Origin of the sequence: Sphingomonas sp. PP-CE-3A-406 (genome assembly GCF_003688625.1) — a bacterium.
In the GTDB taxonomy this organism is placed as follows: Bacteria; Pseudomonadota; Alphaproteobacteria; order Sphingomonadales; family Sphingomonadaceae; genus Sphingomonas.
The window spans coordinates 743,859-758,159 of sequence record NZ_RCWY01000003.1 but is presented as its reverse complement, the minus strand read 5'-3'; the positions used below and the strand labels follow the sequence as shown (position 1 = coordinate 758,159).

Below are 14,301 nucleotides of genomic sequence, written 5' to 3'. Positions count from 1 at the left end.
ACGAGGGAGAGGGGACAAGGCGTGGCTGGCACGTCGGGCGACAATGCGTTCGCCGACTTCCGTTACTCCAGCGGAAGCCGGAGCATCCGGGGGCCGGGTGTCTCGACTTAAACGGGGCGGTCCAAGCTTTCGCCGGGCCGACGTGTGCGTGTGTACGCAACGAATATATGGGAAGCGTCTCCCCTCCTTGGAAGGGAGGGGCTGGGGGTGGGGCGGCCCGATTGAGCCACCACCGTCAGACCATGCGGAAGCCGACCCACCCCCACCCCTCCCTTCCAGGGAGGGGAGAAGGAAGTCAGATCACCTTCATGTCCGCCTGGTAATGATGCCATGCGAAGATCGCCGCAGCACCGCGGTGGGGACGCCAGGCCTCCGCCACTTCGCGCGTCAGTTTCTCGCTCGGCCGGGTTTCGTGGCCGAGAATACGTCCTACTTCGATCTGGATCGCAAGGTCACCCGCCGGCCAGATGTCCGTCCGCCCTTCCGCGAACAGCAGGTAGATTTCCGCCGACCAGCGGCCGATGCCCTTCACGCGGACCAAAGCGGCGATCGCCTCCTCGTCGTCCTCGGGCAGGTTGGTGAGGTCGAGCCGGCCGCTTGTCACTTCGTCGGCCAAGCTGCGTGCATAGCCGAGCTTCTGGCGGGACAGGCCCGCGCTCTTCAGCAACTCGTCGCTGGCGGCAGCGATTTTCGCCGGATCGCCCGCGCCGCCGACCACCGCGTCGAGCTTGTTCCACACCGCCGCAGCCGAGGCGACGCTCACCTGCTGGCCAACGATCGTCCGCAGCAACGTCGCAAAGCCCCGCTCGCTGATCCGTGGTGCGGGGTGGCCTGCATTGCCGATCGCGACCGCGAACGCCGGCTCGATTTCGCACAACGCCGCCATCGCGGTTTCGAGTTGCTCTGCGCTCAGGCCCATGATGCTTGATCCCTGGCCCGCGCAACGGCATGAACGCACGAATATTTTTCGGAGAATGACATGCCCAAGCTTATCGTCGTGACGCGCGAAGGGGAAGAACGCGAGATCATCGGCGAGGCGGGCCTTTCGGTGATGGAAGTCATCCGCGACGCCGGGATCGACGAGATCCTGGCACTTTGCGGCGGCTGTTGCTCGTGCGCCACCTGCCACGTCCATGTCGACCCGGACTTTGCGGCCAAACTGAAGCCGATGAGCCCGGACGAGGATGATCTGCTCGATTCGACGAGTGATCGTGACGAGTTTTCACGGCTGTCGTGCCAGATCGAGCTGACCGACGGCTTGGATGGCCTGAAGGTCCGGATCGCCGAAGAGGACTGATTCCGCTTGTCCCTCACCCCTCCGGGGAGAGGGAGGGAGGAGCCGTAGGCGACGGAAGGGAGAGGGGATTTGGGATGAACCGTCCCGAGCCTCACTCCCCTCTCCCTTCCCACCGCAAGGGCGGCGGGCCCCTTCCCTCTCCCCGTAGGGGCGAGGGAGTTCAGGTTACCGCGTCGTTATCGCGTACAACGCGATCGCCGCCGCGTTCGACACGTTCAGGCTTTCCACCTTCTCCGAGATCGGCAATTTCGCCAGCTCGTCGCAATGCTGCTCGGTATTCTGGCGCATGCCCTCGCCCTCGGCGCCGAGCACGATCGCGATCCGCTGCGTGCCCATCGCTTCCGACAACGTCTGCGTCGCGTGGCCCGTAAGCCCGATCCGCCAGAACCCCGCCGCCGCAATCTCTTCCAGAGCGCGCGCCAGGTTCACGACCCGGATCCAAGGCACGCTCTCAAGCGCCCCAGACGCAGCCCGTGCGATCGTCCCCGACTCCGGCGGCGCGTTGCGATCCGGCGTGATGATCCCCAGCGCATCAAACGCCGCCGCCGAGCGCAGAATCGCGCCGACGTTATGCGGATCGGTGACCCCGTCCAGGATCACCAGCGGGCGATTGTCGTCCTTGCCGTGCTCGAGCAGGTCGGCCAGCCACATGTCCTCGAGCGGCTCGACCTCGATCACCACGCCCTGGTGCGGCGCATCGCCCGGCACCAGCCGCGCCAGATCCATCGCCTCGGCATAGGTCACCGGCACGTCGGCCGGCAGGTCGAACCCCGCCAGCGCCTCGCGTGTGCCGAGGATCTTGCGCACCGTGCGCTCCGGATTGGCGAGCGCAGCGCCCACCGCGTGCTTGCCCCAGAAGCGGGGGCGGCCTGCCGGTGCCTTGCTCGGCCTGTGTCCCTTGCGTGCCATATTCGCTCTCTATCGTGTCTGTGTATGCCGCGTCCTTGTCGGCATTCCGCTCCCGCGGCAACTATGAACCACGAAACTTCGCAAAACCTGCGTTGACACACCGAGCGCGCTTCGCCATTGAGCCGCCTCGCTTGAAAGAGCGGCGCTTGCAAAAGCGGCCTGGACAGGTGGCCGAGTGGTTAAAGGCAGCAGACTGTAAATCTGCCGGAGTTTCTCCTACGTAGGTTCGAACCCTACCCTGTCCACCACCGCCCCCAGTGCGGTGATGGATCATCCCAAATTCAAAGCATTGATCGACAAGCTTCTTTTCCATCACGGGAAGGAAGTCCGCGTGACATCGGCTCGCGGGCGGCTAGGATCACGGCGACCGTAACGATTTCGGAAACCGCGTGACCTCAGATCCTGCCGTACAGCCGCCCGTTCAAACACCCGTCATCCAGGATCTGGCCGACTCGATCCTCGACACGCTGGTCCACCGCATCGGCAAGGATGCGCAGGCCGCTCGCCCGCACGACTGGCTCGCCGCGACGATCCTGACCGTCCGCAACGACATCGTCGAACGCTGGATGGCCTCGACCAAGGCGGCGCATGCGGCCGGCGCCAAGCGAGTCTATTATCTCAGCCTCGAATTCCTGATCGGCCGGCTGCTGCGCGACGCGGTGACCAACCTCCAGCGCAACGACGAGGTCACGCAGGCGCTGAAGCTCCACGGCGTCGACCTCGCCGAACTCGAAGAGATCGAACCCGACGCGGCGCTCGGCAATGGCGGCCTCGGTCGGCTGGCAGCGTGCTTCATGGAGAGCATGGCGAGCCTCGCGCTGCCCGCTTACGGCTACGGCATCCGCTATGTGAACGGCATGTTCCGCCAGCGGATCGACGATGGCTGGCAGGTCGAGATGCCCGAGAACTGGCTCGCGCACGGCAACCCCTGGGAGTTCGAACGCCGCGAGAGCGCCTATTTCGTCGGCTTCGGCGGTGAAGTGACGGCGGCGGACAACGGCCAGGTCCACTGGAGCCCCTCCGAGGCGGTCGAAGCGACCGCCGTCGACACCCCCGTCGTCGGCTGGCGCGGCAAGCACGTCAACACGCTCCGCCTGTGGACCGCCCGCGCGTTCGATCCGATCAAGCTCGACCGCTTCAATGCCGGCGATTTTACCGGTGCGCTCGCCGACCAGTTGCGCGCCGAGACGCTGACCCGCGTCCTCTACCCCAACGACTCCACCGCCGCCGGCCAGGAGCTCCGCCTCCGCCAGGAGTATTTCTTCTCGTCCGCGTCGATCCAGGACATCGTCCGCCGCCACATCCAGTATTTCGGCGACATCCGCACGCTGCCCGACAAGGCCGCGATCCAGCTCAACGACACGCACCCCGCGGTGTCGGTCGCAGAGCTCATGCGGCTGCTGATCGACCACCACGAATTCGCGTTCGACGAGGCGTGGAAGATCACGCGGGCGACCTTCGGCTACACCAACCACACGCTGCTCCCCGAGGCGTTGGAGAGCTGGCCGCTGCCGCTGTTCGAGCGCCTGCTCCCGCGCCACATGCAGATCGTCTACGCCATCAACGCCAAGCTGCTGCGTGAGGCGCGCGGGGCGGAAGGCATAGACGACCGCGCGATCTCGGCGATCAGCCTGATCGACGAAGGTGGCGAGCGGCGCGTGCGGATGGCGAACCTCGCCTTCGCCGGTTCGCACAGCGTCAACGGCGTCGCCGCGCTCCATACGCAGCTGATGAAGAAGACGGTCTTCGCCGATCTGCACAGGCTGTATCCGACGCGGATCAACAACAAGACCAACGGCATCACACCGCGTCGTTGGCTCCAGCAATGCAACCCCGGCCTCACCGCGCTGATCCGCGACGCGATCGGCGACGACTTCCTCGACGATGCCGAAAAGCTGGTCGATCTGGATGTTTTCGCGGACGATTCCGGTTTCAGGGAGCGCTTTGCGAGCGTGAAGCGTTCGAACAAGGTGGCATTGGCAAATCACATCAAGGAAAGCATGGGGCTCCGCGTCGACCCGGACGCGATGTTCGACGTCCAGATCAAGCGCATCCACGAGTATAAGCGGCAGCTGCTCAACATCATCGAGACGGTCGCGCTCTACGACCAGATCCGCAGCCACCCCGAGCGCGACTGGACGCCCCGCGTGAAGCTGTTCGCGGGCAAGGCGGCGTCGAGCTATCATAACGCGAAACTCGTCATCAAGCTGGCGAACGACGTCGCGCGCCGGATCAACGCGGACCCGTCGGTCGGTGGCCTGCTCAAGGTCGCGTTCCTGCCCAACTACAACGTGTCGCTGGCGGAGAAGATCATCCCCGCCGCCGACCTCAGCGAACAGATCTCGACCGCCGGCCTCGAAGCGTCGGGCACCGGCAACATGAAGTTCGCGATGAACGGCGCGCTGACGATCGGCACGCTCGACGGCGCGAACATCGAGATTAAGGACCGTGTCGGCGACGACAACATCTTCATCTTCGGCATGACCGCGGACCAAGTCGAGGCGAAGCGCGCCAACGTCTATGATCCGCGCAGCGTGATCGACGGCTCGAACGAACTGCGCCAGGCGGTGTCCGCGATCGCATCCGGCGTGTTCTCCCCCGACGACAAGACGCGCTACGCCGGCCTGATGGGCGGGCTGTACGAGGGCGACTGGTTCATGCTCGCCGCCGATTTCGACAGCTATGCCACCGCCCAGCGCGCGGTCGACACACGCTGGAACGATCGCGACGCGTGGGTCGCCTCGACCGTCCGCAACGTCGCGCGCGTCGGCTGGTTCTCGTCCGACCGCACGATCCGCGAGTACGCGCGCGAGATCTGGACGGTGATGTGAAGCCACCCGAAGGCGCCATCGTTGCCCTCCTCGAAGGGCGTCACGACGATCCGTTCTCGTTGCTCGGCGTCCACAGCGGCCCGACCGGCGTGTTCGCCCGCGTCTGGCTGCCCGGCGCGGACACGGCGGAGGCACACGCACTCGACGGCACCGCGCTCGGCACCCTCCCCCGCATCGACGATCGCGGCCTGTTCGAGGGGCCGATCGACGGCACGCAACAGCCGGTGAAATACCATGCGGAGGCGGGCGACACCTCGTGGTGGGTCACCGACCCCTACAGCTTCGGCCCCGTCCTCGGCCCGATCGACGATCTGCTCATGGCGGAGGGCACGCACCGCCGCCTCCACGACAAGATGGGCGCGCACCTCATCGAGCACGAAGGCGCGCACGGCGTCCACTTCGCGCTCTGGGCCCCCAACGCACAGCGCGTGTCGGTGGTCGGCGACTTCAACGACTGGGACGGCCGCCGCCACGCGATGCGCAAGCGTGGCGACGTCGGCGTGTGGGAGATTTTCATTCCTGACATCGCCGAATACCGCGCGTACAAATTCGAGATCGTCGGCCCCGATGGCCAGTTGCAACCGCTCAAGGCCGACCCGTTCGCGTTCGCGTCCGAACTTCGACCCGCCAACGCCTCGATCACGCGGAAACTCGCGCACGAGTGGGCCGACACCGATCATCGGAAACATTGGTCTTCGGTCGATCCGCGCCGCGTGCCGATCAGCATTTATGAGGTCCACGCCGGCTCCTGGGACCGCGACGCCGACGGCTGGTTCCTGACTTGGGACGCGCTCGCCGATCGTCTGATCCCGTACGTGGTCGAGATGGGCTTCACGCACATCGAATTCCTGCCGATCAGCGAACACCCCTACGACCCGAGCTGGGGCTACCAGACCACTGGCCTCTACGCGCCATCCGCGCGCTTCGGCGACGTCGATGGCTTCGCGCGGTTCGTCGATGGCGCGCATCTCGCCGGGATCGGCGTGCTGCTCGATTGGGTGCCGGCACATTTCCCGACCGACGCGTTCGGGCTGGCGAAGTTCGACGGCACCGCGCTGTACGAACACGAGGACCCGCGGCTCGGTTTCCACCCCGACTGGAACACCGCGATCTACAATTTCGGGCGCCGCGAAGTGACGTCGTTCCTCGTCAATAATGCGCTGTTCTGGGCCGAGCGCTATCATATCGACGGCCTGCGCGTGGATGCGGTCGCGTCGATGCTGTACCGCGATTACTCGCGCAAAGCCGACGAATGGATCCCCAACGCGGACGGCGGCCGCGAAAACTGGGAGGCCGTCGCGTTCCTCCGCGACATGAACCGCGAGATCTACGGCCAGCATCCCGGCGTCTTCACGATCGCCGAGGAATCGACCTCCTGGCCGGGCGTCTCCGCGCCGGTGAGCGACGACGGTAAGAGCGGCGGGCTCGGGTTCGGGTTCAAGTGGAACATGGGCTTCATGCACGACACGCTCCAATACATGGCGCGCGATCCGCTGCACCGGAAGCACCATCACGGCGAGATCAATTTTGGCCTCGTCTACGCGTTCAGCGAGAATTTCGTCCTGCCCTTGAGCCATGACGAGGTCGTCCACGGCAAGGGCTCGCTCCTCACCAAGATGCCCGGCGACGACTGGCAGCAATTCGCCAACCTGCGCGCCTATTACGCGTTCATGTGGGGCTATCCGGGCAAGAAGCTGCTCTTCATGGGGCAGGAGTTCGCACAGCGTCGCGAATGGTCGGAAGCACGCGCGCTCGACTGGGATCTGCGCAACTCCCGCAGTCATGAGGGCATCCGCAACCTCGTCCGCGACTTGAACACCGTCTACCGCGAAAAGCCGGCGCTGCACGCCCGCGACTGCGAGGCGGAAGGCTTCGAATGGCTGATCGCCGACGACGCCGCCAATTCGGTGTTCGCATGGCTGCGCAAGGCCCCCGGCGCGAAGCCGGTCGCGATCATCGCGAACATGACGCCGATCGCGCGCGCGCCCTACCGCATCCCGCTGCCGATCGATGGTCGCTGGTGCGAGATCATCAACAGCGATGCGCATGACTATTGGGGCAGCGGGCTCGGCAATCTCGGTGGCGTCGTCGCCGAGAACGGGGCGGCCTGGGTCACGCTGCCGCCGCTCGCGACGATCATGCTCGAATACGAAGGCTGATCGAGTTCGAAGACCGATCCGGCGCAACGACGGAACAACCCGCGGGTGCCGGGAGGTTATACCACCGACGATTATGGAGAGATTACGATGGTAGAACGGCGAGGACAGCCACTGGCGCGCGACGCGATGGCGTATGTGCTGGCCGGCGGCCGCGGCAGTCGCCTGATGGAGCTGACCGATACGCGCGCGAAACCCGCGGTATATTTCGGTGGCAAGGCGCGCATCATCGATTTCGCGCTGTCCAACGCGATCAACTCGGGCATCCGCCGGATCGGCGTCGCGACGCAGTACAAGGCACATTCGCTGATCCGCCACCTGCAGAGCGGCTGGAACTTCCTGCGTTCGGAACGCAACGAAAGCTTCGACATCCTGCCGGCGTCGCAGCGGATCAGCGAGTTCCAATGGTACGAAGGCACCGCCGACGCGGTCTACCAGAACATCGACATCATCGAGAGCCACGCGCCCGAATACATGGTCATCCTGGCGGGCGATCACATCTACAAGATGGATTACGAGCTGATCCTGCAGCAGCATTGCGAGACCGGCGCGGACGTCACCATCGCCTGCCTCGAAGTGCCGCGAATGGAGGCGGTCGGCTTCGGCGTGATGGCCGTCGATGAACACGACAACGTCACCGCGTTCGTCGAAAAGCCGGCCGATCCGCCCGCGATCCCCGGCAATCCGGACATCGCGCTGGCGTCGATGGGGATCTACGTCTTCCATACCAAGTTGCTGTTCGACGAACTGCGCCGCGATGCCGAGACGCCCGGTTCCTCGCGCGATTTCGGCAAGGACATCATCCCGTACCTCGTCAAGCACGGCAAGGCGGTCGCGCACCGCTTCTCCGACAGCTGCGTCCGGTCGGGCAGCGAAGTCGACGCATACTGGCGCGACGTCGGCACGGTCGATGCCTATTGGGAGGCGAACATCGACCTCACCGATGTCGTGCCCAAGCTCGACCTTTACGACCGCAGCTGGCCGCTCTGGACCTATTCGGAGGTCACGCCACCGGCGAAGTTCGTCCACGCCGATGACGGCCGCCGCGGCGAGGCGGTGTCGTCGCTGGTCTCGGGCGACTGCATCATCTCGGGCTCCTCGATCCACCGCAGCCTGATCTTCACCGGCACCCGCGCGCACAGCTACTCGATGCTGGATCAAGCGGTGATCCTCCCGCACTGCGTGATCGGCCGCGGCGCGCGGCTTTCGAAAGTGGTGGTCGATCGCGGCGTCGAAATCCCCGACGGCCTGGTCGTAGGCGAGGACGCAGAATCGGACGCCCAACGCTTCCGCCGCACCGACAACGGCGTCGTGCTGGTGACCAAATCCATGATCGACCGGCTCACCGCGTGATGACCAACGCAAATCCTCCCCGGCACGGGGAGGGGGACCGTTCGCCATCGGCGAAGGGTGGAGGGGGCTCACCGCAAGCGTACCGTCTGCGAATGCGAGCGAACCGTCTTCGACCAAGAGCATGCCGTCTGCGATCGAACGCGTACCGTCTGCGGAAGCCCCCCTCCACCACGCCATGCATGGTCCCCCTCCCCGTGCCGGGGAGGATCTGATGCGTGTCCTCTCCGTAGCCTCCGAAGCCTATCCCCTCATAAAAACCGGCGGTCTCGCGGACGTCGTCGGCGCGCTCCCGGCCGCGCTCGCGCCACATAACGTCGCGCTCACAACCTTCCTCCCAGGCTACCCAGCCCTCGCCGCGGTCACCAAGCGCGCGAAGGTAATCCACCGCTACACAGACCTGCTCGGCACCGAAGCCCGAATTCTCAAGACCAAGATCGGCGACCACCCGCTGCTGGTCCTCGACGCCCCCGCGTTGTTCGCCCGAGGCGGCGGCCCGTACGGCGACGCGACCGGCGCGGACTGGTCCGACAACTGGCGTCGCTTCGCCGCTTTCAGCCGCGCCGCCGCCGATCTCGCCTCGGGCGCGGTCCCCGGCTACGACTTCGACATCCTCCACGCGCACGACTGGCAGGCGGCGATGGCCCCCGCCTATCTCCGCTACGCGCCCGGCCCCGCCAAACCCGCGAAGACGGTCGTCACGATCCACAACATCGCGTTCCAGGGGCGCTACGGCCACGACATCTTCGCCGACCTCGCGCTCCCCGACGAAGCGTTCGCGGTCGACGGCGTCGAATATTACGGCGGCGTCGGTTTCCTGAAAGCCGGGCTCGAAGCCGCCGACGCGATCACCACCGTCAGCCCGACCTACGCCGCCGAAATCCGCCGCGGCGAATTCGGCATGGGCCTCCAAGGCCTGATCAACGACCGCGCCGGCCGCGTCACCGGGATCGTCAACGGCATCGATCCCGCCGTCTGGAACCCGGAGACCGACGCGTCCCTCCCCGCCCGATACACCGCGCGCGCGCTCGCCCGCCGCCGCACCAACAAGCGCGCGATCGAAACCCTGTTCGGCCTCGACACAGAGGACGGCCCGATCTTCACGGTCATCAGCCGCCTCACTTGGCAGAAGGGCATGGACGTCCTCGCCGGCGCAGTCGACGAACTCGTCGCGCTCGGCGGTCGTCTCGCGCTGCTCGGTTCGGGCGACACCGCCCTGGAACTCGCTTTCCTCGCCGCGGCCGAACGCCACCCCGGCCGCATCGGCGTCCGCATCGGCTATGACGAACCCGTCTCGCACCTGCTCCAAGGCGGCGCCGATGCGATCCTGATCCCGTCGCGGTTCGAACCCTGCGGCCTGACGCAACTCTACGGCCTCGCGTACGGCTGCATTCCGGTCGTCGCACGGACCGGCGGGCTAGCCGACACCGTGATCGACGCCAACGAAGCCGCGATCGCCGCTGGCGTCGCCACCGGCGTCCAGCACGACGGCGTCACGCCCGAAGCGCTCAGCCACGCGCTGCGCCGAACGATGGCCCTCTATGCACGCCCCGATCGCTGGTCCATGTTGCAGCGCAACGCGATGCGCGCGGACTTCTCATGGGACGAGAGCGGCCGCCGCTACGCAAACCTTTACGCCAAGCTCCTGGAGCCCGCATGATCCGCACCGTTTCGACCACGCCCTACACCGACCAGAAGCCCGGCACCTCGGGCCTGCGCAAGAAGGTGAAGGTCTTCCAGCAGGCTAATTATGCGGAGAACTTCGTCCAGAGCGTGTTCGACGTCGTCGCGGACAAGGCCGGCGCGACTCTGGTCATCGGCGGCGACGGTCGCTTCCTCAACCGCGAAGTCATCCAGGTCGCGATCCGCATGGCGGCAGCGAACGGCTTCGGCCGCGTGATCGTCGGCCGCGGCGGCATCCTCTCGACCCCGGCGGCCAGCCACATGATCCGCAAGCGTGGCGCGATCGGCGGGCTGATCCTCTCGGCAAGCCACAACCCCGGCGGCCCCGACGAGGATTTCGGGATCAAGTACAACATCGCCAACGGCGGTCCCGCCCCTGAGTCCGTGACCGACGCGATCAACGCGCGCACGCTCGAGATCGACCGCTGGCTGACCGTCGACGCCGACGATATCGACCTCGACACCGACGGCAAAGTCACGGTCGGCGATATGCCCGTCGAGGTCGTCGACCCGGTCGAGGATTACGCAGCGCTCATGGAGACGCTGTTCGACTTCGACGCGATCCGTGCCGCCAAGCTGACGATGGCATTCGACGCAATGAGCGCGGTCACCGGGCCCTACGCCACCGAGATCCTCGAACGCCGCCTCGGTTTCGCGCCCGGCACCGTCCGCAACAGCGAACCGCTCCCCGATTTCGGCGGCCACCACCCCGACCCGAACCTCGTCCACGCGCACGCCTTGTACGAGACGATGACGGCGCCGAATGCGCCCGATTTCGGCGCAGCGTCGGACGGCGACGGCGACCGCAACCTGATCATCGGCAAGCACCGCTTCGTCACCCCCTCGGACAGCCTCGCGATGCTGGCGGCCAACGCGCACCTCGCACCCGGCTACGCAAGCGGTCTCAAGGGCATCGCCCGCTCGATGCCGACCAGCGCCGCCGCCGACCGCGTTGCTGAGGCTTTGGGCATCCCAGCCTACGAGACCCCGACCGGCTGGAAGTTCTTCGGCAATCTGCTCGACGCCGGCATGGCGACGATCTGCGGCGAGGAAAGCGCCGGCACCGGCTCCGACCATGTTCGCGAGAAGGACGGCCTGTGGGCGGTCCTTCTCTGGCTCAACATCCTCGCGGTCCGCGGCGAAAGCGTCGACACGATCGCCCGCGATCACTGGGCGAAGTTTGGCCGCAACTACTATGCCCGCCACGATTACGAAGGTGTCGAAACCCCGCGTGCCGACGCGCTGATGGCGGCGCTGCGTGCGAGCCTCGCCACCCTCCCCAGCCAGCAGTTCGGCGACCTCACCGTCGAAACCGCGGACGAGTTCGCCTATACCGACCCGACCGACGGCTCGATCAGCCGCAACCAGGGCGTCCGCATCCTGTTCGAAGGCGGCAGCCGCGTCGTGTTCCGCCTGTCGGGCACCGGCACCACCGGCGCCACGCTCCGCGTGTACTTGGAACGCTACGAGCCCGTCGGCGTCGGCGGCGACCTCGACCGCGACACCGGCGAGATGCTGGCCAGCATCGTCGCCGCTGCGGAGTCGATCGCGAGGATCGCGGAGCACACCGGCCGTAGCGCGCCGGACGTCGTCACCTGATGCGCCGCCTCGGCCTGCTCGCGCTCTCGTCGCTGCTGGTCGCGGCATCGCCCGCGCCGCAGTCCCCCGCGCAACTGTTCGGCCCGCTCTACAAAGCCGTCCAGATGCGCGCCCTGTTCCCGGACTCGAAGACTTTCGCCGACGCGACACCCAAGCGTCCGGCGAAGGCGATTCTGGCCGACTACGCCAAATGCCGGTGCGATGCGGAGCCAGCACTACGCCAGTTCGTCGAGGCAAATTTCACGATCCCGACTACGCCAGCCGCGCGCCCTTCCACCGAGCGCCTTACCCTCACGGCGCATATCGACGCACTCTGGCCGCAACTTACGCGGACCCAAACGACCGTCCCCCCCGGCTCTTCCGCGCTGACCCTGCCGAAGCGCTATGTCGTCCCCGGCGGCCGTTTCCGCGAGATGTATTACTGGGACAGCTATTTCACGCTGCTCGGCGTCCAGCGCTCCGGCCGGCAGGATCTCGTCGAGGACATGGTCGTCGATTTCGGCAGCCTGATCGACCGCTACGGCCACATCCCCAACGGCACGCGCACCTACTATCTCAGCCGCTCACAACCGCCGGTCTTCTACCTGATCGCCGGCCTCTCGCGCGCTCCCATGACGCTCGCCGCCCGCACTCGCCAGCTTCGCGCTGAACACGCGTTCTGGATGGCGGGCGCCGATACGCTCAAGCCCGGCCAGCAATCGCGCCGCGCCGTGCGCCTCCCCGACGGCGCGCTGCTCAACCGCTATTGGGACGACCGCGCCGATCCGCGCGACGAAAGCTACCGCGAGGACGCCGAACTGGCCGACCGCACACCGTCGCGCAACCGCGGCGAACTCTTCCGCGATCTGCGCGCGGCGGCGGAGAGCGGCTGGGACTTCTCCTCCCGCTGGCTCGCCGACGGCCGCACGCTGGCCACCATCCGCACCACGCGGTTCGCGCCGGTCGATCTCAACAGCCTGATGGTCGGCATGGAGCAGGCGATCGCCGCCAACTGCCGGACGCTCCGCGACACCGCCTGCGCAACGTCTTACACGGCCCAAGCGAACGCCCGCGCCGCTGCGATCCGCAAGCATCTTTGGAACGGCCGCTTCTTCGCCGACTACGACCTGGACACAAACCGCGCGAACGCCTTCGCGAGCGCCGCGATGGCCTTCCCGCTGTTCGCCAAGGTCGCCACGCCCGACCAGGCCAAGGCGACCGCCACCGCCCTACGCCCGTTCGTCGGCCAAGGCGGCCTCCGCACGACGTTGATCGGCAGCGGTCAGCAATGGGACGACCCCAATGGCTGGGCCCCGCTCCAGTGGATCGCGATCGAAGGCCTGAGCGGTTACGGCGAAACAGCCCTCGCGGACCAGATCACCAAAGCCTGGCTCGCGTCGGTCGACCGCGAATATCAGGCGAGTGGCAAGCTGCTCGAGAAATACGACGTCGTCGAGCGCAAGCCGGGCGGCGGCGGCGAATATCCCAACCAGGACGGCTTCGGCTGGACCAACGGCGTAACGCGGGCGCTGATGGCCGACCGCCGATGACCATCCGGCATCGCCGAAGCGCGCTCTACATGCCCGCGTCGAACGCGCGGGCGATCGCCAAGGCTAGAACGCTCGCGTGCGACGTCGTCATCCTCGATCTGGAGGATGCCGTCGCCCCCGACGAAAAGGCCGCGGCCCGCGATCGCGTCGTCGAAGCGGTGCGCGAAGGCGGGTTCGGCACGCGCGAACTGGTCGTACGGGTCAACGGTCTCGACACCCCCTGGTATGCCGACGACATCGCCGCGATCCACGGCAGCGGCATCGATGCGGTGCTCGTCCCCAAGGTCTCGTCGGTCTCCGACCTTACCCGTGTCCGCGCATTGCTAGGAGAAGACGGCCCGCCGGTCTGGGCGATGATCGAGACCTGTGCGGCGATCCTCGCGCTCCCCTCGCTCTCCGCAGCAGCCGCCGAAACGCAACTCACGGCGCTGATTGTCGGCACCAACGACCTCGCCAAGGAGATGCGCTGCCGGCTCGGAGCCGATCGCATGCCGCTGATCCCGGCGCTCACGGCGACAATCATGGCCGCCCGCGCCGCCGGCATCGTCGCGCTCGACGGCGTCTGCAACGCGCTCGACGACCCGACCCGGTTCGCGGCGGAATGCATCCAAGGCGCAACGTTAGGGTTCGACGGCAAGACGTTGATCCACCCGTCCCAAATCGATGCGGCGAATGCCGGTTTCGGGCCGAGCGAGGAAGAGTTGGCATGGGCCCGCACGATCGTCACCGCATTCGCGAAACCGGAGAATGCCGACAAGGGCGCCATCCGCCTCGATGGTCAGATGGTAGAGCGCCTGCATCTAGCCGAGGCGGAAGCGACGCTGGCACGCTGAAGGACTGACAAGCACGGTCCGCAAATACCGCCCGTCATCCTGACGAAAGTCAGGATTCAGAGCCATAAAGCGCAACTCGCGTTACCGTGGATCCTGACTTTCGTCAGGATGACG

Annotated in this window: 10 protein-coding genes and 1 tRNA gene; 9 read left to right on the top strand and 2 right to left on the bottom strand. The window is 66.5% G+C overall.

Features of this window, described 5'->3' with window-relative positions; all coding sequences use genetic code 11:
* Positions 1-295: 295 nt before the first annotated feature.
* Positions 296-919, bottom strand: a complete 624-nt coding sequence (locus C8J44_RS15415) for a DNA-3-methyladenine glycosylase (RefSeq protein WP_121905191.1) — start codon at positions 917-919, stop codon at positions 296-298.
* Positions 920-979: 60 nt separating this feature from the next.
* Here C8J44_RS15415 and C8J44_RS15410 point away from each other — a divergent pair, with 60 nt between their 5' ends.
* Positions 980-1,297, top strand: coding sequence for a 2Fe-2S iron-sulfur cluster-binding protein (locus C8J44_RS15410; protein WP_121905190.1), 318 nt, complete (start codon positions 980-982; stop codon positions 1,295-1,297).
* A gap of 165 nt (positions 1,298-1,462) precedes the next feature.
* Here C8J44_RS15410 and rlmB read toward each other — a convergent pair whose 3' ends face one another.
* Positions 1,463-2,206, bottom strand: coding sequence for a 23S rRNA (guanosine(2251)-2'-O)-methyltransferase RlmB (rlmB, locus tag C8J44_RS15405; protein WP_056055070.1), 744 nt, complete (start codon positions 2,204-2,206; stop codon positions 1,463-1,465).
* A 161-nt stretch (positions 2,207-2,367) separates the two neighbouring features.
* Here rlmB and C8J44_RS15400 point away from each other — a divergent pair.
* From C8J44_RS15400 to C8J44_RS15360, 8 genes are all read left to right on the top strand, one after another.
* Positions 2,368-2,454, top strand: a tRNA-Tyr gene (locus C8J44_RS15400).
* 186 nt (positions 2,455-2,640) lie between these two features.
* Positions 2,641-5,037 carry a glycogen/starch/alpha-glucan phosphorylase gene (locus C8J44_RS15395; protein WP_220683131.1) on the top strand — a complete coding sequence of 799 codons (2,397 nt, stop codon included), beginning with the start codon at positions 2,641-2,643 and terminating at the stop codon, positions 5,035-5,037.
* A complete protein-coding gene (gene glgB, locus C8J44_RS15390) occupies positions 5,034-7,196 on the top strand; it encodes a 1,4-alpha-glucan branching protein GlgB (protein ID WP_121905188.1) in 2,163 nt (720 codons plus the stop codon). The genes C8J44_RS15395 and glgB overlap by 4 nt, the downstream gene beginning before the upstream one ends.
* Before the next feature lie 87 nt (positions 7,197-7,283).
* A complete protein-coding gene (gene glgC / locus C8J44_RS15385) occupies positions 7,284-8,546 on the top strand; it encodes a glucose-1-phosphate adenylyltransferase (protein ID WP_082471019.1) in 1,263 nt (420 codons plus the stop codon).
* A 211-nt stretch (positions 8,547-8,757) separates the two neighbouring features.
* Positions 8,758-10,203 (top strand): glycogen synthase GlgA, encoded by a 1,446-nt coding sequence (gene glgA, locus C8J44_RS15375; protein WP_121905186.1) that lies wholly within the window; start codon positions 8,758-8,760, stop codon positions 10,201-10,203.
* Complete coding sequence (locus C8J44_RS15370) at positions 10,200-11,825, top strand: alpha-D-glucose phosphate-specific phosphoglucomutase (RefSeq protein WP_121905185.1); 1,626 nt, start codon at positions 10,200-10,202, stop codon at positions 11,823-11,825. The genes glgA and C8J44_RS15370 overlap by 4 nt, the downstream gene beginning before the upstream one ends.
* On the top strand, positions 11,825-13,354 hold the full coding sequence (gene treA / locus C8J44_RS15365) for an alpha,alpha-trehalase TreA (RefSeq protein ID WP_200912583.1): 1,530 nt from the start codon (positions 11,825-11,827) through the stop codon (positions 13,352-13,354). Before C8J44_RS15370 ends, treA begins: the two co-directional genes overlap by 1 nt.
* Positions 13,351-14,187 (top strand): CoA ester lyase, encoded by an 837-nt coding sequence (locus C8J44_RS15360; RefSeq protein ID WP_060527273.1) that lies wholly within the window; start codon positions 13,351-13,353, stop codon positions 14,185-14,187. The genes treA and C8J44_RS15360 overlap by 4 nt, the downstream gene beginning before the upstream one ends.
* Positions 14,188-14,301 lie beyond the last annotated feature (114 nt).